Genomic DNA, 22,246 nt, shown 5'->3' on the forward strand with positions numbered 1-22,246 from the left:
CTTACACCACCAGCCAACCCCCCCACCCCCCCCCCCCCCCGCCCCCGCCGGCGGCGGCGGGCCCCCCCCCCCCCCCCCCCCCCCCGCCTCTTGGCTTCATGCCGCAGCCGTTCGCGGACACACCCACCCGAGTGCGGGTGCCCCCAGGCCAGCCTGCTCATCGACCGCTTCGGGGTAACTGTGCACCGAAGTGGAGTTGTTGGCTCCGTCGGGTAACGGACCCCGTGTTCGGGGCCAAGATCATCGTGTGCAGAATGACCGGTATGTCGAATGCGAACACTCCGCGGGCGGCTACGCCCGACGATGCGTCAACCGTCAGCACCACTCTCGCCCGTGCCTTCGGCGACGACCCGATGATGCGCTGGTTCTTCCCCGACGGCGCCTCCCGCGAGGACGGGATGCGGCGCTACTTCGCCACCCTCTTCACCCGGCAGTACGGCCGCCACGGCGTCTGCGAGCTCACCGACGCGGCCGCCTCCTTCTGGGTGCCGCCGCACGCCCTCGACAAGGCCGTGCCCGACGCGGAGACCGTCGCGGAGCTCCAGGGCATCCTCGGTGACCGGGCCGGCCTGTTCCGGGACGCCGTCGAGGCGGCCGCCGCGGCCCCGCCCAAGGACCCCCACTGGTACCTGGCCGTCGTCGGCGCCGACCCCGCCGCCCAGGGCCAGGGCCACGGGGCCGCGCTGCTGCGCTCGGGCCTGGCCAAGGCCGACGCCGAGGGCATGCCGGTCGCCCTGGAGTCCTCCAAGCCGGAGAACATCCCGTTCTACGAGCACTTCGGCTTCGCCGTGGTCGCCGAGATGGAGCTCCCGGGCGGCGGCCCCGAGGTGTGGGCCATGTGGCGCACCCCGCGCCCCGACGCCGGCTAGCGGTCGCGGGCAGTCGGCAGTCGGGCGGCGGTAGTCGGGTCCATCCGGGCGGGGCGTCCGGGTCGTACGGCATGGCGCCGGGGGTCGTCGCGTCCCGCGTCGGATGCTGGGCCTCCCCCACCCCCGCCGCAGGAGAGGCCCGTGAGCGATACCGGTCGCCGGGGAAGCCCGGACACCCGCGCAGCCCCGGGGCCGGCGCCCGCCGGGGCGGGTGACGACCTCCCCGTCCCCGGGGTCATCGGCATCGGGCTCGCGGCGGTGCTCACGTTCGCCCTCGCCCAGGGCTCGTGGCAGTGGTTCGCCACCTTCATCGGGGTGACACTCCTCGCGATCATGCTCGCCTTCCAGCGGCGGGCGGCGTGGTCGCCGGACATCCGCTCGCCGTACATGCGCGGCCTGGTCGCGTACGCCCTGGTCGTCGGCCTGTGCGTGGCGATCGCGCTCGCCCCCGCGCTCCAGCGGCGGGCCTGGCTGTTCCCGATGCCGCAGACGCGAGGCAGCTGCGCGCTGGCCGGCCAGTACGCGGCCCTGCAGGCGGAGGCCGCGTTGGGGAACCTGGCCGGCGGCGACGCCGCGGCCCTGGCGTTCGCGCAGGCGGACCAGAGCCGCCAGGCCGTCGCCGACTGCCTGGCGGCCACGACGACCCTGTGGCTGCCCGTGTACGCCGTGGGGGTGGCCCTGCTGGTGGGCGCGGTGGCGTGGACCCGCGACCGCGCCCGGGCGGCCGCCGGTGCGGCTAGTGCCCGGCGCGAGGGGTCGGGTCCAGGATGACCAGGGGGATCACGCGGTCCGTGTGCTCCTGGTAGTCGTCGAACGCGGGCCACAGGGCCGCCAGGGCCGGCCAGTACACCTCGCGCTCGTCGGCCGTTGCCCGGCGGGCCACGGCCGGGCGGACCACCGGCCCCACCTGGACGCGGACCTCCGGGTGCGAGGCCAGGTTCCGGTACCAGGCCGGGTGCCGCCGGGCGCCCCAGCCGGCGGCCGCGACGACGAGGCGGTCCTCGTCCTCGGCGTAGATCAGCGGGGTGCGGGAGGTGCGGCCGGTGGCCCGGTTCAGGGTGGTGAGCAGGAGGGTGGGGACCCCGTGCCAGAGATGGCCGTCGATGCCACCCGTGCGCACGTAGTCGCGTACGTGGTCCCGGGCGAGTTCCGGCGCGGGGTCGGCGGGGTGGTCCCAGTCGACGGTGATCGTCTGCATGCTGCCTCCGAGTAACGACCCCCGGCCGCCTTAACGATCCTTCAGGCCGGTCGGACACGGTGCGTCACACCCATGGCGCAACGCCGGCGGTCCGGACCTCCGCCGGCGCCGGGATCGGGCCGCCGACCGGGGCCAGCCGTCCCGCCGATCCGTGTCGTACCGGGACATGCCGGACGCGGGTGGTGAGGATGGTCCGCGCCGGGGCGGTCGACGCCGTCGACGGAAGCCGACGGAAGCCGACGGAAGGGTGGTGGCCGAGATGGCGGAGGACCCGGCGGGCGCGCAGGGCGCCCAGGACGCGCGGGGCGCGCAGGACGGCGGGAACGCCGTCGAGCTCGGGGGCTACCAGCAGGAGCTGAAGCGGACCCTCGGCTCCTTCCAGGTGTTCGCGATCTCGTTCGCGTTCATCTCGGTCGCGGTCGGGATCTTCGCCACGTACGACGACGTCCTGCAGAACGCGGGGCCCGTCGGCATCTGGCTCTGGATCGTCGCGGCCGTCGGGCAGACGCTGGTGGCGCTGGTGGTCGCGCAGTTCGCGGCCCGCATCCCGCTCAGCGGCTCCTCCTACCAGTGGGCCTCGCGGCTGGCCAACCCGAAGATCGGCTGGGGGTTCGGCTGGCTGTCCTTCTGCTACCTGGCGGTCGCCGTGGTGGCGATCGCCAACGCGCTCGCCAGCCAGGCGTTCATGCCGCTCCTCGGCATGCGGCCGGACGAGGGCACGGCGCGGGTGATCACCCTGGTGGTGCTGTTCCTGCAGACCGTGATCGCCCTGGCCTCCACGCGCCTCGTCAGCCTCATCAACACGGCGGCCGTGGCGCTGGAGGTCACCCTGGTCGTGGTGGTGGCGATCGCGCTCGTCCTCGCCGTCGTGATCACGGGCGACGGTGCGGCCGGCAACCTCGTCTCGCGCGGTGTCGCCGAGGACGCGCCCGGCTACTTCGCGATCGGCGGCGGGCTGATGATCGCGATGATCATGGGTCTCGCCACCCTCGTCGGCTTCGACTCGGCGGCGAACCTGGCCGAGGAGGCCAAGGACCCCTACCGCACCGTCCCCCGGGCGATCGTGGGATCGGTGGTCGCGGCCGGGGTGCTCGGCATGCTGTTCCTGATCACGCTCACCGTCGCGATCGACGACATCCCGAAGGTCACCGAGAGCGGGTCGCCGGTCGCGGCGATCCTGCGGGTCCAGCTCGGACCGGCGACGGAGAAGGTGCTGCTGGTCGCGATCACGATCGCGTTCTTCGGCGCCGGGATCGTGGCGATGGTCGCCTGCGCGCGGCTCGTCTTCGCGATGGCGCGCGACGGGCGCTTCCCCGCGCACCGGCTGATGCGGCGGGTCGGCCCGCGCACGCACACGCCGGTCCCGGCCACGGTCCTGATCTTCGTCCTCGGAGTGGTCCTGATGATCGTGCTGCCCGGTGCCGCCCTGTTGGAGCTGATCACGGCGTCGACGATCCTCCCGGCGCTCACCTACGCCGCCACGATCGTCCTGTACCTGTCGGTGCGGGGACGGCTGGGGCGGAAGGAGGGGGCGTTCGACCTCGGGCGGTTCGAGCTGCCGGTCGCCGTCTGCGCGCTGGTGTGGACGGTGATCGCGCTGTTCGTGCTCGTGGCACCCCGGGAGGCGCTGGTCTCCGTCGTGATCGTCGTCGGTCTGCTGATCGCGGGCGGGGTCTTCTTCCTGATCATGCTGAAGTACGACCGCCAGGCCCTCGAATCCGAACCGGGCCGCCTCCCGGTCTGACCGGCCCCCGCCGTCCCGCCGTCCCGCCGTCCCCGCCCGGCCGGTGGCCTGGTGCCGGCCTGCGGTGGTGCCGGCCAGCGGTGGTCACCCGGCCGGCCGGGCCAAGGGCAGGGCTTGGCCCCGGCCGGAGGGGTCCGGCCGGGGCCGACCGCAGCCTTCGTACGCGCCCCGTTACGGGAGGAAGCGCTCGATGACCGCCTTGCCCTCCTTCTCGATCAGCTTCCGGGCCTTCTCGACCCGCTCCGGAGTCGGGTCGGCGCCCGTCGCCATGACGAGGTCCTCGGGGTCGTACGCGCCCTCCCCGCCGGTGTTGAGCCTGACCGGCCGGGACGCGGCCTGGGGCTGCTGGTCCGATTCAGATCCCATCGGTGCCTCCATTGCAGTGCCCTGCGTGGTTGCCCCCATCCTCCGGCCGCGGAGTCATGAACGCACTTCGGCGGGCCGCCGGCCGCCCCCCGGCGCTACACGACGAGTGCCGCCACCCCCGTCGCCGCGACGATCGCCCCGCAGACCACCAGGTTGACCAACCGGTGCTCCCAGAACACGGCGACGAACTCGCGGATGGTGGCGCTCGGCCAGAAGTAGCGGGCCGTCGGGGAGCCCACGACCTGCCCGTTCACCCCGGCCTTGCGGGCGGTCATGGCGGCGCGGAAGGCGTGGAAGTTGTTGGTGACGACCACGCACCGGTAGTCCGGCCCGGTCTCCTCCTCCATCACCGCCCGGCTGAAGGCGAGGTTCTCGTCCGTCGTCCGGGACCGGTCCTCCAGCCGGACCAGCTGCTCCGCCACGCCCTGCGCGATCAGCCAGTCGGCCATCGCCCGCGCCTCCGCCAGCTTCTCGTCCGGGCCCCGACCTCCCGAGACCAGCAGCAGCGGCACCTTCCCGCCCCGCGCCGCCTGCGAGGCCTGGATCCGCCGGCCCTTCTCCAGGCGGGAGGCCAGCAGCGGGGGCACCCGCTCGCCGCCGATCAGCCCGGAGCCCAGCACCACCACGTAGTCCACCTCGCTGCGCACATGGGTCCGCCCGTACAGGAAGGCGTACGCGAGGAAGCACGCGAAGAGGAAGGACACGTAGCCGACGAGCAGCACCAGCCCGCCGACGGCCGCGTCCATGGCCGGCGAGCCCCGGTCGCCGGTGTAGGCGATCAGCGCGATCAGCCCGAAGATGCCCAGCCCGGCGGCCAGCGACAGCAGGTTGGCGGGGCGGCGGCCTTCCTTGCGGAGCATGGTGATGCCGTTGCGCACGAGGAACACGCCGAGCGCGAGCGTGCCCAGGGCCGGCACCAGCAGGACCAGGGCCACCGCGGTGATCGCGAGCACCGGCGGCAGCGACGGGATCAGGAACAGCACCCCGATCGAGGCCCATATGAGGGTCAGCCCCAGCAGGACGGCATTGCGGAAGCGCCGGCGGTCCTTCCACATGCTCGCCAGGAACAGCAGCAGCAGGACAGCGGCCGGCGCAAAAGCGATCATGCGTTCAGCCTAGGGGCGGACCGCCCCGTACAGATCAGCCCCGAGGAGGACCCGCCCCGGGGGACGGCCCGCCCCGAGGAGGAGACGCCGCACGGAACGGACACGACGCACGGAACGGAGACGCCGCACGGAACGGCCCGCCCCGGGCGGGGACGTCGTCCTCAGCGCCCCCGGTACGGCGTGCGGCGGACCGCCCGTCCCGCGAGGACGTCCGTGCGGCGGCCGTCCCGCATGACGAAGCGGCCGTCGACCAGCACGTACGGGATCCCGGCCGGCAGGGCCCGCGGGCTGTCGTACGTGGCCCCGGCCGCGACCGTCTCCGGGTCGAACAGGACCAGGTCGGCGCGGTGTCCCACCCGTACGAGCCCCCGGTCCGGCAGCCGCAGCCGGGCCGCCGGCCGGCCCGCCAGGTGTGCCACGCACTCCTCCAGCGTCAGCACGCCCAGCTCGCGCACGTACCGGCCGAGGTAGTGCGGGAAGGTGCCGTACGCCCGCGGGTGCGGCTTCGCGCCCTGCAGGATGCCGTCGGAGCCGCCGGTGTGCACCGGATGCCGCATGATCGCCCGGACGTTGTCCTCGTGGCCGACGTGCTGGAGTACGGTCGGCCCCAGCCGGTCGGCCAGCAGCAGCCGCCGGGCCTCCTCCCAGCCGCGCAGCCGCCGGCCCACCCACCCGCCGTGCGCCGGGTCCGCGGTCCCCGACACCTCGACCGCCGGCCAGTCCACCGGCACGCCGTGGCAGCCGTCCGACCCGGTCACCTCCAGGGCGTGCCGGATCCGCTCGGCGGTCGCGTCGTCCCGCAGCCGGGCCAGCAGCGCCCCGGGGCCGCCCTCGCCGGCCCAGCCCGGCAGCAGCGCGGCGAGGGTGGTGCAGCCGGGCGTGTACGGGTAGCTGTCCAGGGTGATGTCGGCGCCCGCCGCCAGCGCCCCGTCCAGCAGGGCGAGGAGCTCGGGGGCCCGGCCCGCGTTCTCCGGGAAGTTCAAGGTGGCGTGGGCCAGGTGCAGCGCGCAGCCGGTGTCCCGGGCCAGGGCGATCATCTCGGCGTACGCGGCGAGCGCGCCGCGGCCGTAACTGCGGTGGTGCGGGCAGTGGTAGCCGCCGTACGCGGCGACGACGCGGCACAGCGCGGCCAGTTCGCCGCCGGTCGCGTACGTGCCCGGCGGGTAGGTCAGCCCGGAGGACATGCCGACGGCGCCCTGCGCGAGGCCCTCGGCGACGAGGGCCCGCATCCGGTCCAGCTCGGCGGGGGTCGCGGGCCGGTCGGCCCAGCCGACGGCGTACGCGCGGACGGTGCCCTGCGGGACGAGGTAGGCGGCGTTGACGGCCGTGCCGGTGCGGTCGATCCGGTCGAGGTAGCCGCCGACCGTGCGCCAGGTGAAGTCGCCGTCCTCGCCCGGGCCGTTCCAGCCGGTGACGGCCGCCCGGACGTCGGCCAGGGTCCGGTCGTCGACGGGCGCGTACGACAGCCCGTCCTGGCCGAGGACCTCCAGGGTGATCCCCTGGGCGGCCTTGGCGCTGTGGTCCGGGTCGCGCAGCAGGGCCAGGTCGCTGTGGGCGTGCATGTCGGTGAACCCGGGGGCCAGGGCCAGCCCGTGTGCGTCGAGGACCGCTCGCCCGCCGGACCGGATCCGGCCGATCTCGGCGATGCGGCCGGCGCGGAGGCCGACGTCGGCGCGGTAGGAGGGCCCGCCCGTGCCGTCGACGACGCGGGCCCCCCGGATCACCAGGTCCATCAGCGGCCCCCCGGGGCCTCGGACGGGGACGGGGACGGGGACGGGGACGGGTCAGAAGAAGGTGCGCACGAACTCCGTGACCGTGCCGTCCGCCTGGACGACCGGGATCAGCGGCCACTTCTCGAAGATGGTGCACGGGTGGGACATGCCCAGTGCCACCCAGTCGCCCACCTCGACGGCGTCCGCGGAGTCGGTCTCCAGCCAGGCGTGCTGGTCGGACAGCTTCACCACCCGCACCCCGGCGGCGGGCCGTTCCTCGCCGGTCAGGGCGTCGCGGACCAGCTCGGCCGCGGGCAGGCCCAGGTCGTAGGCGATGTCGCGCTTGCCCGCGTTGACGAACGCCTGGGTGGGGGACGGCCGGGAGACGACCTGGGTCCACAGCCGGAAGGCGGGCCGCAGGCCGCCCTCCTGCGGTACGCGGTTGAACGGGGTCAGGCGGGTGTACCAGCCGTGGTCGTGGGAGACGTACGCCCCGGAGCGCAGCAGCCGCAGCACCGGCCGGGACAGCTCCGGCAGCTCGGCGAAGACGTCGGCGACGGCGTCGAACCAGGAGGAGCCGCCCGCGCTGACGACGATCTCCTCCAGGTCGGGGGCGAACCGCCCGGCCTTGTCGAAGTCGACGGCCAGCGCGGTGAGCCGGCGCAGCCAGGCGTGCACCGATTCCGGGTTCGCGTCGGGCACCTCCGCCTCGTACCCGGCGACGCCGACCAGGCGCAGGGATGCGGCGTCGGCGACCGCGTCGGCGACGGCCCGGCAGTCCTCCTCGGTCCGCGCTCCGGTACGGGCCCCCTCGCCCGCGCCGAGTTCGACGACGACGTCGACCACGGCCGCCCGGCCGCGCAGGGCCCGGTCCATGAGGTGGACGCCGCGCACGGAGTCCACGTAGCAGACGAACCGGAAGTCGGGGTCGGAGGCGAGCTCCTCGGCGACCCAGTGCAGGGCGGCCGGGTCGACGAGCTCGTTCGCCAGGAAGATCCGGCGGATCCCGAAGGCCCGGTAGACGCGGGCCTGGTGGGGCATGGCCGCGGTGATGCCCCAGGCGCCGTGCTCCAGCTGCCGCTCGAACAGCTGCGGGGCCATGCAGGTCTTGCCGTGCGGGGCGAAGGCCAGGTGGTGGCGGGAGGCGTACTCGCCGAGCGCGGTGAGGTTGTGCTCCAGCGCCTCGGCGTCGAGGGTCAGGACCGGGGTGGTGAACCCGCCGGTGAACAGGTTCCGTTGCTGCTCCGCGAGTCCGCCGACGGTCAGGGCGACCCGTTCGGCGTCCGGGGGCAGGCCCTTGAAGCGGTGGTCGACGAGCTCGTCGGCGAGCCCCCGGACTGCGTCGTTGCTGCCCATGCGGATCCTCCTCGCGTTGCACGCTCTGCAACGTTTGTTACGGGTAGTACCGCCTGCTGTCTAACATCCCGGGCGGCGACGGGTCCACCGGGACCGGGACCGGGATCGGGATCGTGACCGGAATCGGGACGGCCGCCGCCCGCAGCGGGAACGGGGCGCCCCCTGTCGGCGGGGGCGCCCCGGGATCACGTGCGCGGACGGAGCGCTAGGCGGCGCAGTACTGCGCCTCCTTGCCGATGGAGCGGTACATGCAGTCCGCGTTCTCCAGGAGTTGGAGCACCGCGTCCTTGTTGCGCGCCGTCTCCCGGTCGATCACCTCGTCCGGCGGGTAGAAGCCGCCGCCGCCCGACTCCGGGTACATCTCGAAGGTGTAGCCGAAGATCTTCTGGTCGCCCCACAGCCAGTCGTCGATGGTGCCGTCCGTGATGTACAGGTCGCTGGACTGCTCCGGGGTGTAGCCGTTGCTGCTCGCCATGCGCGTGCCGATGGTCTTGAACACGGCGAGGTCGTCCGCGGTCAGGCCGGGGGCGGTGTCGTTGTACGTCCACCCGTACGGCCACAGCACCAGCTCGCTGTAGGTGTGGAAGTCGATGGCGGCCTTGATCTGCTGCTTTCCGCCGACGATGCGGCTGCGGACGAAGTTCGCGACGGCCTTGACCTCGGGCGTCGACTCCGCGGCCGGGCCGCGGTAGGTCTCGGAGCCCTTGCTGCTGCTGGAGCCGCCGCAGCAGCCCCACTTGTAGTTCCAGTTGCGGTTCTCGTCCGTGCCGACGTAGGAGGAGCCGGAGTTCGGCTGCCGGTTCTTGCGCCAGGAGCGGTAGGAGCCGGTGGCGATGTCGTACTCGCCGCCGTCCGGGTTGAGGTCGGGGATGATCCAGATCTCCCGGGAGTTGACCGCGTTGGTGACGCGGGCGTCGCTGCCGTAGCCGGCGCCGAACTCCTTGAGCAGGTAGAGCGCCATCTCGACGGTCAGGTGCTCGCGGGCGTGCTGGTGGTGCGTGAAGAGGACCTCGGGCTCGTTCTCGTCGGTCGCCACGTTGTCGCTGATCTTGATGGCGACGAGGTCCCGGCCCTGGTACGACTTCCCGATCACCCGCTTGCTCATGATCGAGGGGTACTGGGCGACGCGCTGGTCGATCTCGGTGCTCATCTCGGCGTAGTTGTGGTACCTGGAGTCCGCGGACGGGAAGTCCATCGGGCTCGCCTTCACGCCCCGCTCGGACCGGTCCGGCGGGCCGGGCAGCGGGGTGAGGGTGTGGCCGAGTGCGCGCAGGGCCCTGGCCTGCATGGTGTCGGCGCTGACGACGACCGAGCGGGCGTCGACCTCGTCGATGGAGACGCCCGTGCGGAGCAGTGCGGTGCGCTCCTGTGGGGTGGCCGGGCCCTTGATCTCGTACTGGACGACGGCCTCGTCCTGGGTGGCGGTGGACGGTGCGGGCGGTGGGGCCGCCGTGGCGCTCATGCCGTAGGCGGGTGCGCCGAGCGCGAGAGCGAGCAGGGCCGCCGTGACGGCGGCCCTGCGTCGGGTGTGGAGCCGCATGCGTTCTCCTGGGTGGGGAGTGTGGGGGTAGCCGTGCGGACGCGCACAGCGTGCTCTTATGGCATGTCCCGGTCAAGGGCCCGGATTCGGCCAGATCCCGTGCCACCCCCACAGGTACCGCCTACGGCAGACCGTGGACCTTCGGACCCACCGCGTTCGACCAAGCACCACCCGCCTTGGCGTCCCAGTTGGTCGACCAGGTCATCGCGCCGCGCAGTCCCGGGTAGGTCTTCGACGGTTTGAAGGACCCGCAGTTCGCGCCCCTGGTCAGACAGTCGAGCGCGTTGTTGACGACGGTCGGGGAGACGTACCCGCTGCCCGCCCCGCTCGGCGAGGCCGGCACGCCGATGCCCACCTGCGAGGGGTCGAGGCCGCCCTCCAGCTGGATGCAGGCCAGCGCGGTGAGGAAGTCCACCGAGCCCTGGGAGTAGACCTTGCCGTCGCAGCCGTTCATCGACCCGCTGTTGTAGTACTGCATGTTGACGACGGTGAGGATGTCCTTGACGTTCAGCGCGGTCCGGAAGTAGCTGCCGGACGTGGACTGCATGTCGATGGTCTGCGGGGCCATCGTGAGGACGAGCGAGGGGCCGGCCTTGGCGGACAGGGCGCGCAGGGCCTGCGTCATGTAGGTGGGGTTGAGGCCGTTCTCCAGGTCGATGTCGATCCCGTTGAAGCCGTACTCCTGCATGAGCGCGTACGCCGAGTTCGCCAGGTTGGCGGCCGAGGCCGCGTCATTGACGGTGATCGTGCCCTTCTCGCCGCCGATGGAGAGGATGACGGACGTGCCGGCCGCCTTCTTCGCGGCGATGTCCGCCTTGAACTGCGCCGGCGTGTAGCCGCCGAGTCCGGCCGAATCGAGGGTGAAGGCGATCGCGCCCGGCGTGGCGGTGGCGTCGGCGAAGGAGACGGCGATGATGTCGTACTGCGCGGAGACGTCGGAGATCCGCTGCACCGTCGCGCCGTTGTCGAAGTTCTGCCAGTAGCCGGTCAGGGCGTGCCGGGGGACCGCCGGGTTCGGGTTCGGGCCGCCGCCCCCGGTCGTGGTGCCGGTCACCGACGCCGACCGGGGGCCCTCGCCCGCCGCGTTGTACGCGCTCACCTGGAAGGAGTACGAGGTGGAAGGCGCGAGCCCGGTGATCCGGGCCGGGGGAGCGTCGGCCGTCTGGACGCGGACGCCGTCCCGGTAGACGTGGTAGCCGCTCGCCCCGCTGACCGCGTCCCACGAAAGGGTCAGTGCGTCCTGGCCCTGGCCGGAAACGGCGGCGCCGGCCGGGGTGCCGGGCAGCGACGGACCGGGATCGGTCGGGCCGCCGCCGTCCGGGCCGACGACGCCGAACTCGTCGACGGTGTAGGCCGGCTGGCCGTACCAGCCGTGCGTCCAGACGGTGACCCGGGTGGTGGCCGGGCCCGTGGTGAAGGTCGTCGACAGCTTCTGCCAGCCGCCGCCCGAGCCGGGGGTCCAGGTGGACACGTCCCGGGTGCCGGTCCCGGTCGCGCCGAGGTACACGTACGAGCCCTGGACCTGCGTACTGAGCGTGTACGTCGAGTTCGGCTTGACCGTGACGGTCTGACTGCACTTCGCGTTGTCCTGGCCCGACGGCGCGGCCCGCAGGGCGGCCGTTCCGGAATGGACCGGCGAGGAGGTGACGGCCCCGCTGCCGGAGCTGCAGCTCCAGTGCGCGAGCCCGGACTCGAAGCCTCCGTTGCGGACGACGTCGACGTCGGCGGCCTGCGCCGGGCCGGCGGTGAGGGCGCTCAGGCCGCCTGCGGTGAGGGTCGCGGCGCCCAGGAGGGCGAGGGAGCGTATGCGGTTCACGTGGTCTCCGTGGGGGAGGAAGGGAGGTGAACGGGGGTGGGGAAGGGGTGGTGCGGAAGGCGGGGCAGCGGGTGGGGGAGCGGATGGGGAAGGGCCCGGGGAGCGAAGCGGGGGATCCCGCACTCAAGCTGGTCCAGACCAATCCTGGTGTCAAGGGTCTTTGCGAAGTGGCTTGAACTGATCGGCCGTCCGATCCCGGTTGTCCGGGTTTCCCGCCACCTGTGACATGTGCTCGTGGCACGGGAATTTCCAAGGCCCTGCCCTGCCAGGGGCGACGCGGATATGGTTCTGCGGCAAGGGGGGCAGCACGTCGGCCGTTTGCGGTCGCGCAGGGTGTGCGCGTACGCGGCGGCCGTGTGGGCTGCTGCGCGTGCATGGGGTGAACAGGGGGGTTCGCGTGCCGATCGCCATTGCCGTCACCAGCGCCGATCTGGTGCTGCCGGCCCCTGACCGGCACACCCCGACGGCCGCCGTCCTCCGCCCGCCGGGACAACTCGACCTCGAAGGCACCCTCGTCGAGGTGAGCACCCTGCTGGAGCACCACAGCCATGTCCTGGCCGTCGTACCGACCTGGCTGCCGCCCGCCACCGTCCGGCGGCTGCACACCGTACGGGCCATCCTCGAAACCGACCGGATCGCCCTCCTCGACGTCGACCTGCCGCCGCTCGGCACCGCCCTGCTGGTACGCCAGCTGCGGCAGCTCAGCATCTGCGACTTCAGCCCCGGCGTCATCGCCGCGGCCGCCCGCCTGCTGTCCCACTACATCCACGCCGGCGCCCTGCTCGGCTCGGTCGCCCGGCTCGACCGGATCCCCGTCGGGCTCAAGGCGCACGCCCGGTCCTGGTCGCCCGGGGCCCAGTTCGCCGTCCTGGCCCACCCGACACCGCACCTGGCGCGCCTCGGAACCGCGGGGCCGGCGGCGGGGGCGGGGGCCGGTGGATCCGGGGCCGGGGTGGAGCGGCGCGGGGGACGCGGCCGGCGGGGACGCGGGGCGCACGGCGCCCCTACCGGGGACGGGGGCGCGGGCGGCGGCGTCCTGCCCCCCGGGCCGGCGTACGCCACCCAGCTCACCTTTGCCCGCGGCCAGCTCGCCTCCGACTGGGTGACGGCCGAACTCGCCCCCGCCTGGCAGGTGCAGGGCGTGATGGAGAACCCGCTGCCCGCCGACTCCGCCGCCTGGTGGGCCACGCCGAAGCTCGTCGAGTTCGCCGCGGGCATCCCCGACCTGCCCGTCCTCTACCAACTGGTCGCCTCCGTCCGCCGCGACGAGTGCCGCTGGTGCGGCCTCGAACTCATCGGCGACCGGTGCGGCTTCTGCGCCGCCCCGCTGAACCCCCCGCAGCCGGCCGCACCGCCGCCGCCGGCCGCCGAGGCCGCGGGTGGCTCCCGCGCCCGGTCCAGACACTGACCCGACCACCCCGAACGAACGAAGAACGGCGAGGTAGTACGGCACATGAACTCACGCCAGCGCCGCGGCGTCATCCTGCTGCTCCTGTCGGTCCTGTGCGCCCTCGCGGCGTTCGGCGGGGTCCTCGTGGTGATCGGCGACGTCAACTCCAAGGTCGGGTCCGAGGTCGTCGCCTACCGGGCCAAGGCCGATATCGCCCCCTACAGCCCGCTGTCGGCCGGACAGTTCGAGGAGGTCAGCATCCCCCGGCGGTGGCTGTCCGAGACGGCCGTCACCGACCTCGGCGGACTCAAGGACAAGATCGCCCTGACCACCCTGAAGAAGGGCTCGCTGCTCCAGGCCGACATGTACGTCGACAAGCCGCAGCTCCAGCCCGGCGAGCAGGAGATCGCCATCATGATCGACGCGGCGACGGGCGTGGCCGGGAAGATCCACTCGGGGGCGAAGGTCAACATCATCGCCACCTTCAAGGGCGCCAAGGAGTCCGACCCGTCCCGGTCCGTGATCATCGTGGCCAACGCGCGCGTCATCAACGTCGGCAAGCTCACCGCCCTCGACAAGGACAGCGACCGCAAGGGCCCCGCCGAGGCCGTCCCGATCACCTTCGCCCTGAACACCAAGGACACCCAGCGCGTCGCCTACGCCGAGTCCTTCGCGGAGCACGTGCGCCTGGCCCTGGTGGCCCCCGGCACCGACTCCGCGCCCAGCGCGGCCGACCGCACGTACACCCTCGACGGGGACAAGTGAGGCCCGGATGACCACCCGAATCCTCCCCGCGGCCGGCGACCCGGACGCCGCCCGTGCCATCACCACCCTCCTCAGCCAGCTCCCGGCCGCCGAACCGGCCGCCCCCGTCCCCGACTCCGCCTCCCTCCTCGACACCCTGGGCCGGCTGGCCGCCGACTCCGTCGACGAACTGCCCGAGGTCGTCCTCGTCCACGAGCGGATCGGCCCGGTGCCCGCCCTCGACCTCGTCCGCGAGGTCGCCCTCCGCTTCCCCGCGGTGGGGGTCGTGCTGTTGTCGTCGGACACCGGCCCGGCGCTCTTCTCCGCCGCCATGGACTCCGGCGCCCGCGGCCTGATCGGGCTGCCGCCCTCGTACGAGGAGCTCGCCGCCCGCGTCCAGGCCGCCGCCCAGTGGGCCGCGGGCGTACGCCGCCACCTGGGCCGGCCCGCCGAGGCGCCGACCGGGCCCGGCGGCCGCGTGGTCACCGTCGCCGGGGCCAAGGGCGGGGTCGGCACCACCTTCGCGGCGGTGCAGTTCGCGCTGGCCGCGGCCGCGGCCGGGCGGCGCACCGCCCTGGTCGACATGGACCTCCAGGCCGGGGACGTCGGCTCCTACCTCGACGTGCAGTTCCGGCGCTCCATCGCCGACCTCGCCGGCATCCAGGACATCTCCCCGCGCGTCCTCCAGGACGCCGTCTACGACGACCGCACCGGCCTCGCCCTCCTCCTCGCCCCGGCGGACGGCGAGCGCGGCGAGGAGGTCGACGACCGGGCCGCCCGACACGTCGTCGCCGCCCTGCGCAGCCGCTACGAGCTCGTCGTCATCGACTGCGGCACCAACGTGACCGGCGCCAACGCGGCCGCGGTGGAAGGGGCCGACGTGGCGGTCCTCGTCACCACCCCGGACGTGGTGTCCGTCCGGGCGGCCAAGCGGATGGTCCGCATGTGGGAGCGGCTCCAGGTCCGCAAGGCCGAGGACACGGCGGTGGTGGTCAACCGCTGGAGCAAGCACACCGAGATCCAGCCGGCGCTGATCGAGAAGATCACCAAGACGCGGGTGGTGCGGACACCGGTGCCGGCCGCGTTCAAGGAGCTCCAGGCGGTGGTGGACGCGGGCCGCGTCCAGGACCTCGACAACCGCTCCAGCGTCAAGCAGGCCCTGTGGACGGTCGCAGCCGAACTCGGCCTCCTCACGGCCCCGGCCGCCGCCCCGGAGGCCCCGACGGCCGCCGCCGCGCTGGCCGCCGCGGGGACGACCCCCGCGGCCGCCCCCGGAGCGGCCCTCGCGGTCCGCACCCCCGGCCCCGTGGCCCGCCTGCGCCGCGGCGCGGGCGACCGCGGCGCCCTGGGCCCCTGGCTCCGCCGAGGCCGGGAGCACTGACATGCCCACTCCCAGCCCCGCTCCGGGTACCCGCCCCGCCGCCCGCGGCCGCCGCTCCGGCGGCGACCGCGGCCAGGTGGCCGTCGAGTTCGTCGGCATGGTCCCGCTGATCCTGCTGCTCGTCGCGGCGGTCTGGGAGTGCGTCCTGATCGGCTACGCCTTCTCCCTGGCGGGCAACGCGGCGGACGAAGCGGCGCGCGCGGGAGCGGTCAAGGGCGACGGGGCGTGCGCGGCCGCCGCCGCGGAGCACATCGGTAGCGCCTGGGGCATGAAACCGACCTGCGGCCGGGAGGGCTCGCTCTACAAGGCCGTCGTCGAGCTCAGGATCCCGGTGCTCCACCCGTCGCTGAACTTCGGGTCCATCACCGGCGAGGCCGGTGCGGCCATGGAGAGGGAGGAGGACTGACATGACGGGCCACCCCCACACCGGGCCCGGCACCGCCTCCCGCGGCGACCGCGGGCAGGTGGCGCTGGAGTACATCGGGTTCATCCCGATCCTGCTGTTCGTCGCGCTCTGCGGGATCCAGCTCGGCTGGGTCGCGTACGTGCACGAGCAGGCCGACACGGCGGCGCGGACCGCGGCCCGGGTGGAGGCCCGCAAGCCCGGGGCCGGCACGGCCGCCGGCCGGTCCGCGATCCGCTCCGGCCTCGCCGCGGACGTCCGCGTGGCGTCGAGCGGCGACGCGGTCACGGCCACCGTCACCATCACGGTGAAGTCCATCGTGCCCGGCCTGTCCCTCGACCCGGCCACGGCCACGGCCGTCATGCCCAACGACGATCCCGACCCCGACCCGAAGGGACCCTGACCATGAGCCTGCGTTCCCGGGTCGCCACCCCGGACGACCGGCACGGCCCGCGCGAGGACGGCCTGCTCGTCTCCTCCTACCGCGCCAAGCTGCTGGAGGAGATCGACCTCGCCGAGATGTCCGCGCTCAGCCCCGCCGAGCGGCGGACCCGGCTGGAGCGCGTGCTCGGGCACATCATCAGCCGTGAGGGCCCCGTCCTCTCCACCGCCGAGCGGGCCCAGCTCATCCGCCGCGTCGTCGACGAAGCCCTCGGCCTCGGCGTGCTCGAACCCCTTCTCGAAGACCCCTCGATCTCCGAGATCATGGTCAACGGCCCGGACCAGATCTTCGTGGAGCGCGCCGGCCGCGTCGAGCAGCTCCCCCTCCGCTTCGCCTCGCACGAGCAGCTCATGCAGACCATCGAGCGGATCGTCTCCACCGTCAACCGCCGCGTGGACGAGGCCAATCCGATGGTGGACGCCCGCCTGCCCAGCGGCGAGCGCGTCAACGTCATCATCCCGCCGCTCTCCCTCACCGGCGCGACGCTCACGATCCGCCGCTTCCCGCGCGCCTTCACCCTCCACGAGATGATCGCGCTCGGTTCGCTCGACGAGCAGATGCTCCTGCTGCTGTCGGGCCTGGTCCAGTCGAAGATGAACGTGATTGTCTCCGGGGCCACCGGCACCGGCAAGACCACCCTTCTCAACGCCCTCTCCGGCCTCATCCCGGGGGGCGAGCGGATCATCACCATCGAGGACTCCGCCGAGCTCCAGCTCCAGCAGGCCCACGTCATCCGCCTCGAATCCCGCCCGGCGAACGTGGAGGGCAAGGGCCAGATCACCATCCGCGACCTCGTGCGCAACTCCCTGCGCATGCGCCCCGACCGCATCATCGTCGGCGAGGTCCGCGGCGGCGAGACCCTCGACATGCTCCAGGCCATGTCCACCGGCCACGACGGCTCCCTCGCCACCGTCCACGCCAACAGCGCCGAGGACGCCCTCATGCGCCTGCAGACCCTCGCCTCGATGTCCGAGGTGGAGGTCCCCTTCGAAGCCCTCCAGGACCAGATCAACAGCGCGGTGAACGTGGTCGTCCAACTGACCCGGTTCGGCGACGGCTCCCGCCGCGTCACCGAGATCGCCATTCTCGACTCCCACGGCCGCGAACCCTTCCGCATCACCACCGTCTGCCGCTTCGCGGCCCAGCCGATGGCCGCCGACGGCCGCGTCCACGGCTGGTTCGAGTACCACCCGCTGCCGCGCCGCATCGCCGAGCGCCTCTACATGAACAACCAGCCGATCCCGCAGGCGTTCGGGGTCGCCACGTCGGACGACCAGCTCGCCACCCGCATCACCCGGACCGCCCCGTGAACCCACTCGTCCTCCTCACCCTCGGCGCCACCCTGCTGGCCTGCGTCCTCGTCATCGCGGGCGCACACGTGTACATGGCCGGCCGGGCCCAGCGCGCCGCCCTCATCGAACGCCTCGCCGCAGAAGGCGCCCCCGAACCACCCGGCCGCAGACGCCGCTTCACCGCCGTGGACCGCCGGCTGCGCACGACCGCACTCGGCAAGCGGATCGAGGTGAAGCTGGCCGTGACCGGCCTCGACCTCACCCCGGGCGAGTTCTTCGTCTACATGCTCATGTCGGTCGCCGGGATATGGCTGGTCGCCGCCAGCTTCCTCGCCCCGTTCTTCGGCCCGGTCGCCGGCCTGATCGGCCTGTGGGCGGCGGACGCCTTCCTCAACTGGCAGCGGGCGCGCCGCACCGAGCGGTTCATCAACCAGCTCCCCGAGCTCGCCCGCATCCTCGCCAACGCCACCCAGGCCGGCCTGGCCCTGCGCACGGCCATCGCCATCGCGGCGGAGGAGCTGGAGGCCCCGGCGGGCGAGGAGCTCTCCCGGGTGGCCGACCGGCTCGCCGTCGGCCACTCCATCGAGGAGTCCCTCGGCGAGATCGCCGAACGGCTCCCCTCCCGCGAACTCGTCGTCCTCGTCTCCACCCTCGTCCTGTCCGCGCGGGCGGGCGGCGCGCTCGTCGGCTCCCTGCGCAACCTGACGGTCACCCTGGAGCAGCGCAAGGAGACGCGGCGCGAGATCCGCACCCAGCTGTCCCAGGTGACGGTGACCGCCTACCTGGTGCCGGCGATCGGGCTCGGCTCGCTACTGCTGGTGAACCTGATGATGCCGGGCGCCCTGGACCGGATGACCGGCGCGTTCCTCGGCCAGAGCGCGGTGCTCGTCGCGATCGGGCTGTTCACGCTCGGCTTCGTGCTGATCCGCCGCCTGTCGAAGATCGACGTGTGAGGGGCGGACGACGACGTGATCGCGATCCAGCTGGCCCTGGGCCTGGCCCTGTTCCTGGGCCTGTCCGTCCTCGGCATCTTCCACGGCATCCGCCTCTACCGCGCCGAGACCAAACTCCCGTCCGACCTGGCCCTCGCCCTGGAGGTCGGCGCCACCCGCACCACCGCCGTCGGCTCCGCCGTCGACCGGCTCGGCATCCGCTGGGCCCCGCTCGTGCTGCGGCTGATGGGCCCGGAGCGGGTGGCGCGCAAACGCCGCCAGATCGACGCGGCCGGCAACCCGTCCGGCCTCACCATCGACCGCTACGCCGCCCGGCGCGCCGTGTACGGCTTCCTCGGCGCCCTCGGCGCCTTCGCGATGCTGATCAACGGCCAGCTCGTCCCCGCCCTGCTGATGGTCGCGTTCGGACTGTTCTGGATCGAGGTCGGCCTGTGGTCCGCGATCCGGATCCGCCGCGACCACATCGAGCGGACCCTGCCCGACTTCCTAGACGTCCTCGCGGTCGTCGTCAGCGCCGGGCTCGGCTTCCGGCAGGCGCTGGAACGGGTCGCCGGGAAGTACGAGGGCCCCTGGTCGGACGAGATCCGCATCACCCTCCAGCAGATGGACATGGGCGTCAGCCGCCGCCAGGCCTTCGACGAACTGCGCCGCCGCAACGACTCCGAGCAGGTGGCCCAGTTCGTCACCGCCCTCCAGCAGGGCGAGGAACTCGGCTCCCCGATCGTCGACACCCTGATCGCCATCGCCGAGGACATGCGCCGCACGGACGCGCAGAACGCCCGCCGGCGCGCCGCCCGCGCCGTCCCCAAGGCCACCTTCGCGGTGACCATGTTCATGCTGCCGGGGACGCTGATCCTGCTGGTGTGCGGGTTCGTGTACGGGGCGGACGTCGACTTCGGCGCGCTGTTCGGGGGCGGGTGAGCGGCGATGTCACTGCTGCCGGACACCGCGACGCTACGGCGGCCGTGGCCCCGGGGGAAGGTCGCCGGAGCCGCTGGGGCTTGGGGGGCTCCGGACGCCCGGGCTTCGTACGCGGATGCCGGAGCGGGCGGCTTCGGCTCCCCGGCCCTCCAGGCGAACGCCCTCCAGGCCCTGTGCCGCCGCGTCTTCGCCTTCCGCATGCTCGCCATCGGCCTCGGCGCCCCCCTGGCCCTGGGCCGTACCGCCCCCGGCGGGCCGACCTACCTCGTCGCGGGCGCGATCCTGCTCACCTTCATGCTCTCGTACGCCCTCTTCCGCGACTGGGAGCGCCTCGGCCCCCTGCTGCTGCGCCACCGCTGGCTACTCGCCTGCGACATGGCGCTCAGCGGCCTGCTCCTGGTCACCGCCACCCCCGCATCCCCCCTCGGCTTCGTCTCGCTGTGCACCCCGCTGCTGGCCGGCCTCGTCTACGGCTGGCGCGGCTCGGCCGTCTACGCCGCCCTCCAGGCCGTCGCCGTGGCTGCCCTCCCCGGCGGGCTCACCCTGCCCGTGCTGTGCCTCGTCGCCGGGGCCGCCGGCTCCTCGCTGCGCGACCTGCTGTTCCGCTTCGGCGCGGCGAGCCGGGCCCTGACCGAGACGCGGGCCCGCCTGGCGGTCGCCGAGGCCGTACGCGCCGAACGGGAACGACTGGCCCGCGACATGCACGACTCCGTGGCGAAGACCCTGCACGGCCTCGCCCTCGCCGCCGACGCCCTCGCCCGCACCGACGACCCCGACGCCGTACGCCGCCGAGCCGGCCTGCTGTCCGACGCCGCCCGACAGGCCGCCACGGAATCCCGCGCACTCCTCGCCGACCTCCGCCAGGAGACCGACACCCCCGGCGTCCACCTCCCGCCCGAACTCCACCGCCTGGCGGCGGCACAGCCGGGGCCGGCCGGGGCCGCCGGGGCCGCCGCGGCCGAAGTGACCACCAGCTCCTCCGGAACCCTGCCGCTGCTCCCGCCCCCGGTGGCCCGCCACCTCCTGGCCGTCGCCGCGGAAGCCGTCGACAACGCCCGACGCCACGCGGACGCCACCCACATCCACATCACCCTCACCGCCGCCACTGCCGCCGAGACCGCGCACCTCACCCTCACCGTCGAGGACGACGGCCGCGGCCTCCCCGCCGACGGGCCCGACCTCGCCGCCCTGCGCGGCGCCGGCCACTACGGCCTGCTCGGCATGGCGGAACACGCCGCCGCCGTCGGGGCCCGCCTGCACCTCGGACCCGCCGACACGCCCGCCGGCCCCGGCCGGCCCGGCACCCGGATCCGCGTGGACCTCCCGCTCGCGGCCCTCACCCCCGAAGGGAGCCCGTGATGGCACCGCTGCGCATCCTCATCGCCGACGACAACCCCGTGGTCCGGGCCGGCCTGGCCGCCCTCCTCGGCACCGCGGACGACCTCACCGTCGTGGCCCAGGCCGCCGACGGCCGCGAAGCCCTGAGCCTGACCCGCCGCCACGCACCGGACGTGATCCTGCTGGACGTGCGCATGCCCGGCGTCGACGGCATCTCGGCCCTGCCCCACCTCGTCCGCCTCGCCCCCGTACTGATGCTGACGTACAACCAGGAATCGGAGATTGTCCGAGAAGCGCTCCTGCTGGGCGCAGGCGGCTACCTGGTCCACGGCGAGTTCACGCCGGACGACCTGATCAGAGCAGTCCACGACGTCCGCGAGGGCCGCGCCCATTTCACGACGACGGCGGCCAGCACCCTCCTCGCGGATCTCCGCACCTCTTCGCAACCGCAACGAACTGTGGCACAGTCGACGGAGCGCCTGCACAACTCGGTTCTCTTCGGCTTGAGTTCGAGGGAGGTGGAGATCATGGATCTGATCGCGTCCGGGATGAGCAACCAGCAGATCGCGGCCACCTGCTTCATCAGCGAGAAGACGGTGAAGAACCACATCAACCGCATCTTCGCCAAGCTCCAGAGCGCCAGCCGCAGCGAGGCGATAGCCCGCTGGCTGGGAACCGCCCGCCCGGGGGTGACGGGACATGGCTAGACGGACTGACCAGTGGGTCCGTAATTGGGCCCCGGGACCCTTGGTGACGACCCGTAACGCGCCGTACGGTCCGCAAACCAACAGCGCCACCGGACCGGGAGGGACCCCTCATGAAGCAGAGCACGCTGGCGCGGCTGCGGAAGCGGTACGAGAAGACCGGCCGCGACCGCGGCCAGACAGCGTTCGAATACCTCGGGATCATCCTGGTGGTGGTAGTCATCATCGGCGCCATCGTTGGCACGGGCATCGGCCAGGCGATCACCACCAAGATCACGGGCGCAGTTGCGAGTATCACCGCAGGGAAGTGAGCCGGCGGAGGTTGTGGGACGACCGCGGACAGGCGTTTCCGATCTACGCCGTCGCCGTGGTCGGACTGCTCTTCGCCGCGCTGGCGTTCTTCGTTGTGGGTCAGGCCGGCGTTACGCGCAGCAACGCGCAGGGTGCCGCAGATGCGGCTGCCCTCGCGGCTGCCAGGGAGGCGAGGGACAACGCCTTCCTGGGCCTCGACCTGATCAACCTCAAGCCCGATGACTGGGAGAAGCTCTTCGATGGCGACCTTCTCACCGGGCGGGGCGTGTGCCGAAAGGCTGACGAGTTCGCTGCTCTGAACGACGCCACAGCGGAGTGTGAGGCCGCCATCCCCATGGTGACAGTCCGAGTGACCACGAACAGGACTGTCGGGAAGTCGGTGATACCCGGTACTGAGGGAATGCCAGGCAAGGCAACGGCCAAGGCCAGCATTAAGCCCCGCTGTTCTCTATGGTCAGCCCCGGTTCCTGTCCCACCCGTCCAGTCGCCGAATCCGTCGCCCACTCCGAGCCCCACTGTTTCGTCAGGAACGGGGGACGTCACCTTTGTCTGTGACGGGAAGTCGCTCACCTTGGACCCGGCGAAGCCGGGCCCGCTGGCCAAGCTGGCAAGGGTGCTCTTCACGGTTCGACTGGTCGACTGACAAGTACGCGAGAAAA

General features: G+C 73.1%; 22 protein-coding genes. 15 read left to right on the top strand and 7 right to left on the bottom strand.

The window, feature by feature from the left end; translation table 11 throughout:
* The first annotated feature begins 254 nt into the window (after positions 1–254).
* Both ACFVGY_RS19285 and ACFVGY_RS19290 read left to right on the top strand, forming a co-directional pair.
* Positions 255–869, top strand: a complete 615-nt coding sequence (locus ACFVGY_RS19285) for a GNAT family N-acetyltransferase (RefSeq protein WP_385678615.1) — start codon at positions 255–257, stop codon at positions 867–869.
* A 141-nt stretch (positions 870–1,010) separates the two neighbouring features.
* On the top strand, positions 1,011–1,640 hold the full coding sequence (locus ACFVGY_RS19290; protein ID WP_385678618.1) for a hypothetical protein: 630 nt from the start codon (positions 1,011–1,013) through the stop codon (positions 1,638–1,640).
* On the opposite strand, the gene ACFVGY_RS19295 is transcribed toward ACFVGY_RS19290, so the two are convergent.
* Positions 1,606–2,067, bottom strand: coding sequence for a nitroreductase family deazaflavin-dependent oxidoreductase (locus tag ACFVGY_RS19295; RefSeq protein WP_385678621.1), 462 nt, complete (start codon positions 2,065–2,067; stop codon positions 1,606–1,608). The genes ACFVGY_RS19290 and ACFVGY_RS19295 overlap by 35 nt on opposite strands.
* A 259-nt stretch (positions 2,068–2,326) precedes the next feature.
* Between ACFVGY_RS19295 and ACFVGY_RS19300 the strand changes: the two genes are divergently transcribed.
* A complete protein-coding gene (locus ACFVGY_RS19300) occupies positions 2,327–3,811 on the top strand; it encodes an APC family permease (RefSeq protein WP_385678785.1) in 1,485 nt (494 codons plus the stop codon).
* 171 nt (positions 3,812–3,982) lie between these two features.
* Here the strand turns inward: ACFVGY_RS19300 and ACFVGY_RS19305 are convergent, their stop codons facing one another.
* The 6 genes from ACFVGY_RS19305 to ACFVGY_RS19330 form a co-directional block, all read right to left on the bottom strand.
* On the bottom strand, positions 3,983–4,177 hold the full coding sequence (locus ACFVGY_RS19305; RefSeq protein ID WP_385678624.1) for a hypothetical protein: 195 nt from the start codon (positions 4,175–4,177) through the stop codon (positions 3,983–3,985).
* 95 nt (positions 4,178–4,272) lie between these two features.
* Complete coding sequence (locus tag ACFVGY_RS19310; protein WP_385678626.1) at positions 4,273–5,283, bottom strand: YdcF family protein; 1,011 nt, start codon at positions 5,281–5,283, stop codon at positions 4,273–4,275.
* Positions 5,284–5,444: 161 nt separating this feature from the next.
* Positions 5,445–7,016 (bottom strand): amidohydrolase family protein, encoded by a 1,572-nt coding sequence (locus ACFVGY_RS19315; RefSeq protein ID WP_385678629.1) that lies wholly within the window; start codon positions 7,014–7,016, stop codon positions 5,445–5,447.
* Positions 7,017–7,067: 51 nt separating this feature from the next.
* A complete protein-coding gene (locus ACFVGY_RS19320; protein WP_385678632.1) occupies positions 7,068–8,351 on the bottom strand; it encodes an alanine racemase in 1,284 nt (427 codons plus the stop codon).
* 205 nt (positions 8,352–8,556) lie between these two features.
* Positions 8,557–9,891 (bottom strand): M14 family metallopeptidase, encoded by a 1,335-nt coding sequence (locus tag ACFVGY_RS19325; RefSeq protein WP_385678635.1) that lies wholly within the window; start codon positions 9,889–9,891, stop codon positions 8,557–8,559.
* A 121-nt stretch (positions 9,892–10,012) separates the two neighbouring features.
* The gene (locus ACFVGY_RS19330) at positions 10,013–11,707 is read right to left on the bottom strand and encodes a chitinase (protein ID WP_385678638.1); all 1,695 of its coding nucleotides are present in this window, start codon (positions 11,705–11,707) and stop codon (positions 10,013–10,015) included.
* 397 nt (positions 11,708–12,104) lie between these two features.
* Here ACFVGY_RS19330 and ACFVGY_RS19335 point away from each other — a divergent pair, with 397 nt between their 5' ends.
* The 12 genes from ACFVGY_RS19335 to ACFVGY_RS19390 all read left to right on the top strand — a co-directional run bounded on the left by ACFVGY_RS19335 (position 12,105) and on the right by ACFVGY_RS19390 (position 22,230).
* Positions 12,105–13,115: a hypothetical protein gene (locus ACFVGY_RS19335; protein WP_385678641.1), complete on the top strand. Its 1,011-nt coding sequence runs from the start codon at positions 12,105–12,107 to the stop codon at positions 13,113–13,115.
* A gap of 45 nt (positions 13,116–13,160) precedes the next feature.
* Positions 13,161–13,862: a Flp pilus assembly protein CpaB gene (gene cpaB / locus ACFVGY_RS19340; protein WP_385678644.1), complete on the top strand. Its 702-nt coding sequence runs from the start codon at positions 13,161–13,163 to the stop codon at positions 13,860–13,862.
* Between the two features lie 7 nt (positions 13,863–13,869).
* Positions 13,870–15,222 carry a CpaE family protein gene (locus ACFVGY_RS19345; RefSeq protein WP_385678646.1) on the top strand — a complete coding sequence of 451 codons (1,353 nt, stop codon included), beginning with the start codon at positions 13,870–13,872 and terminating at the stop codon, positions 15,220–15,222.
* A 1-nt stretch (position 15,223) separates the two neighbouring features.
* Positions 15,224–15,628, top strand: a complete 405-nt coding sequence (locus tag ACFVGY_RS19350; RefSeq protein ID WP_385678649.1) for a TadE/TadG family type IV pilus assembly protein — start codon at positions 15,224–15,226, stop codon at positions 15,626–15,628.
* A gap of 1 nt (position 15,629) precedes the next feature.
* Complete coding sequence (locus ACFVGY_RS19355; protein WP_385678652.1) at positions 15,630–16,028, top strand: TadE/TadG family type IV pilus assembly protein; 399 nt, start codon at positions 15,630–15,632, stop codon at positions 16,026–16,028.
* A gap of 2 nt (positions 16,029–16,030) precedes the next feature.
* Entirely contained in the window at positions 16,031–17,377 is a 1,347-nt protein-coding gene (locus ACFVGY_RS19360; protein WP_385678654.1) for a CpaF family protein, read from the top strand.
* Positions 17,374–18,312 (top strand): type II secretion system F family protein, encoded by a 939-nt coding sequence (locus tag ACFVGY_RS19365; RefSeq protein ID WP_385678656.1) that lies wholly within the window; start codon positions 17,374–17,376, stop codon positions 18,310–18,312. Before ACFVGY_RS19360 ends, ACFVGY_RS19365 begins: the two co-directional genes overlap by 4 nt.
* Before the next feature lie 30 nt (positions 18,313–18,342).
* Positions 18,343–19,233 (top strand): DUF5936 domain-containing protein, encoded by an 891-nt coding sequence (locus tag ACFVGY_RS19370; protein WP_385678787.1) that lies wholly within the window; start codon positions 18,343–18,345, stop codon positions 19,231–19,233.
* 6 nt (positions 19,234–19,239) lie between these two features.
* Positions 19,240–20,592, top strand: coding sequence for a sensor histidine kinase (locus tag ACFVGY_RS19375; RefSeq protein ID WP_385678659.1), 1,353 nt, complete (start codon positions 19,240–19,242; stop codon positions 20,590–20,592).
* Complete coding sequence (locus tag ACFVGY_RS19380) at positions 20,592–21,278, top strand: response regulator (protein ID WP_385678661.1); 687 nt, start codon at positions 20,592–20,594, stop codon at positions 21,276–21,278. Before ACFVGY_RS19375 ends, ACFVGY_RS19380 begins: the two co-directional genes overlap by 1 nt.
* 110 nt (positions 21,279–21,388) lie before the next feature.
* On the top strand, positions 21,389–21,586 hold the full coding sequence (locus ACFVGY_RS19385) for a hypothetical protein (protein ID WP_385678664.1): 198 nt from the start codon (positions 21,389–21,391) through the stop codon (positions 21,584–21,586).
* On the top strand, positions 21,583–22,230 hold the full coding sequence (locus ACFVGY_RS19390; protein ID WP_385678667.1) for a pilus assembly protein TadG-related protein: 648 nt from the start codon (positions 21,583–21,585) through the stop codon (positions 22,228–22,230). Before ACFVGY_RS19385 ends, ACFVGY_RS19390 begins: the two co-directional genes overlap by 4 nt.
* Positions 22,231–22,246 lie beyond the last annotated feature (16 nt).

The sequence above is a fragment of the Streptomyces sp. NPDC127106 genome, assembly GCF_042677605.1.
Taxonomy (GTDB): domain Bacteria; phylum Actinomycetota; class Actinomycetes; order Streptomycetales; family Streptomycetaceae; genus Streptomyces.

What these genes read in the sequence shown, in the direction of transcription:
- ACFVGY_RS19285 (WP_385678615.1), top strand. Translation starts at nt 255, where the DNA reads ATGACCGGTATGTCGAATGCGAACACTCCGCGGGCGGCTACGCCCGAC.
- ACFVGY_RS19295 (WP_385678621.1), bottom strand. Translation starts at nt 2,067, where the DNA reads ATGCAGACGATCACCGTCGACTGGGACCACCCCGCCGACCCCGCGCCG.
- ACFVGY_RS19300 (WP_385678785.1), top strand. Translation starts at nt 2,327, where the DNA reads ATGGCGGAGGACCCGGCGGGCGCGCAGGGCGCCCAGGACGCGCGGGGC.
- ACFVGY_RS19305 (WP_385678624.1), bottom strand. Translation starts at nt 4,177, where the DNA reads ATGGGATCTGAATCGGACCAGCAGCCCCAGGCCGCGTCCCGGCCGGTC.
- ACFVGY_RS19310 (WP_385678626.1), bottom strand. Translation starts at nt 5,283, where the DNA reads ATGATCGCTTTTGCGCCGGCCGCTGTCCTGCTGCTGCTGTTCCTGGCG.
- ACFVGY_RS19315 (WP_385678629.1), bottom strand. Translation starts at nt 7,016, where the DNA reads ATGGACCTGGTGATCCGGGGGGCCCGCGTCGTCGACGGCACGGGCGGG.
- ACFVGY_RS19320 (WP_385678632.1), bottom strand. Translation starts at nt 8,351, where the DNA reads ATGGGCAGCAACGACGCAGTCCGGGGGCTCGCCGACGAGCTCGTCGAC.
- ACFVGY_RS19325 (WP_385678635.1), bottom strand. Translation starts at nt 9,891, where the DNA reads ATGCGGCTCCACACCCGACGCAGGGCCGCCGTCACGGCGGCCCTGCTC.
- cpaB (WP_385678644.1), top strand. Translation starts at nt 13,161, where the DNA reads ATGAACTCACGCCAGCGCCGCGGCGTCATCCTGCTGCTCCTGTCGGTC.
- ACFVGY_RS19345 (WP_385678646.1), top strand. Translation starts at nt 13,870, where the DNA reads ATGACCACCCGAATCCTCCCCGCGGCCGGCGACCCGGACGCCGCCCGT.
- ACFVGY_RS19350 (WP_385678649.1), top strand. Translation starts at nt 15,224, where the DNA reads ATGCCCACTCCCAGCCCCGCTCCGGGTACCCGCCCCGCCGCCCGCGGC.
- ACFVGY_RS19355 (WP_385678652.1), top strand. Translation starts at nt 15,630, where the DNA reads ATGACGGGCCACCCCCACACCGGGCCCGGCACCGCCTCCCGCGGCGAC.
- ACFVGY_RS19360 (WP_385678654.1), top strand. Translation starts at nt 16,031, where the DNA reads ATGAGCCTGCGTTCCCGGGTCGCCACCCCGGACGACCGGCACGGCCCG.
- ACFVGY_RS19375 (WP_385678659.1), top strand. Translation starts at nt 19,240, where the DNA reads ATGTCACTGCTGCCGGACACCGCGACGCTACGGCGGCCGTGGCCCCGG.
- ACFVGY_RS19380 (WP_385678661.1), top strand. Translation starts at nt 20,592, where the DNA reads ATGGCACCGCTGCGCATCCTCATCGCCGACGACAACCCCGTGGTCCGG.
- ACFVGY_RS19385 (WP_385678664.1), top strand. Translation starts at nt 21,389, where the DNA reads ATGAAGCAGAGCACGCTGGCGCGGCTGCGGAAGCGGTACGAGAAGACC.